Annotated in this window: 1 pseudogene; it reads left to right on the top strand. The window is 38.9% G+C overall.

Annotated features, from left to right (window positions below):
* Positions 1–280: pseudogene (locus tag FUA24_RS17125) on the top strand (F0F1 ATP synthase subunit beta); the annotation flags it as partial.

Raw genomic sequence — 280 nt, 5'->3', positions numbered from 1 at the left:
CTAGAATCTGGTATCATTAAATATGGTGACGATTTTATGCATTCTATGGAAGAAGGCGGATGGGATTTATCAAAAGTTGATAAAAACACCATGAAAGAATCTAAAGCCACTTTCGTATTCGGTCAAATGAATGAGCCACCAGGAGCACGTGCTCGTGTTGCCTTATCTGGTTTAACAATTGCTGAGTATTTCCGTGATGGTGCTGGTGATGGACAAGGAAAAGATGTACTTTTCTTTGTTGATAACATTTTCCGTTTTACACAAGCAGGTTCAGAGGTAT

The sequence above is a fragment of the Seonamhaeicola marinus genome (genome assembly GCF_008085455.1).
The sequence above is the reverse complement of the archived record's forward strand: the minus strand, read 5'-3'. Positions and strand labels throughout refer to the sequence as shown.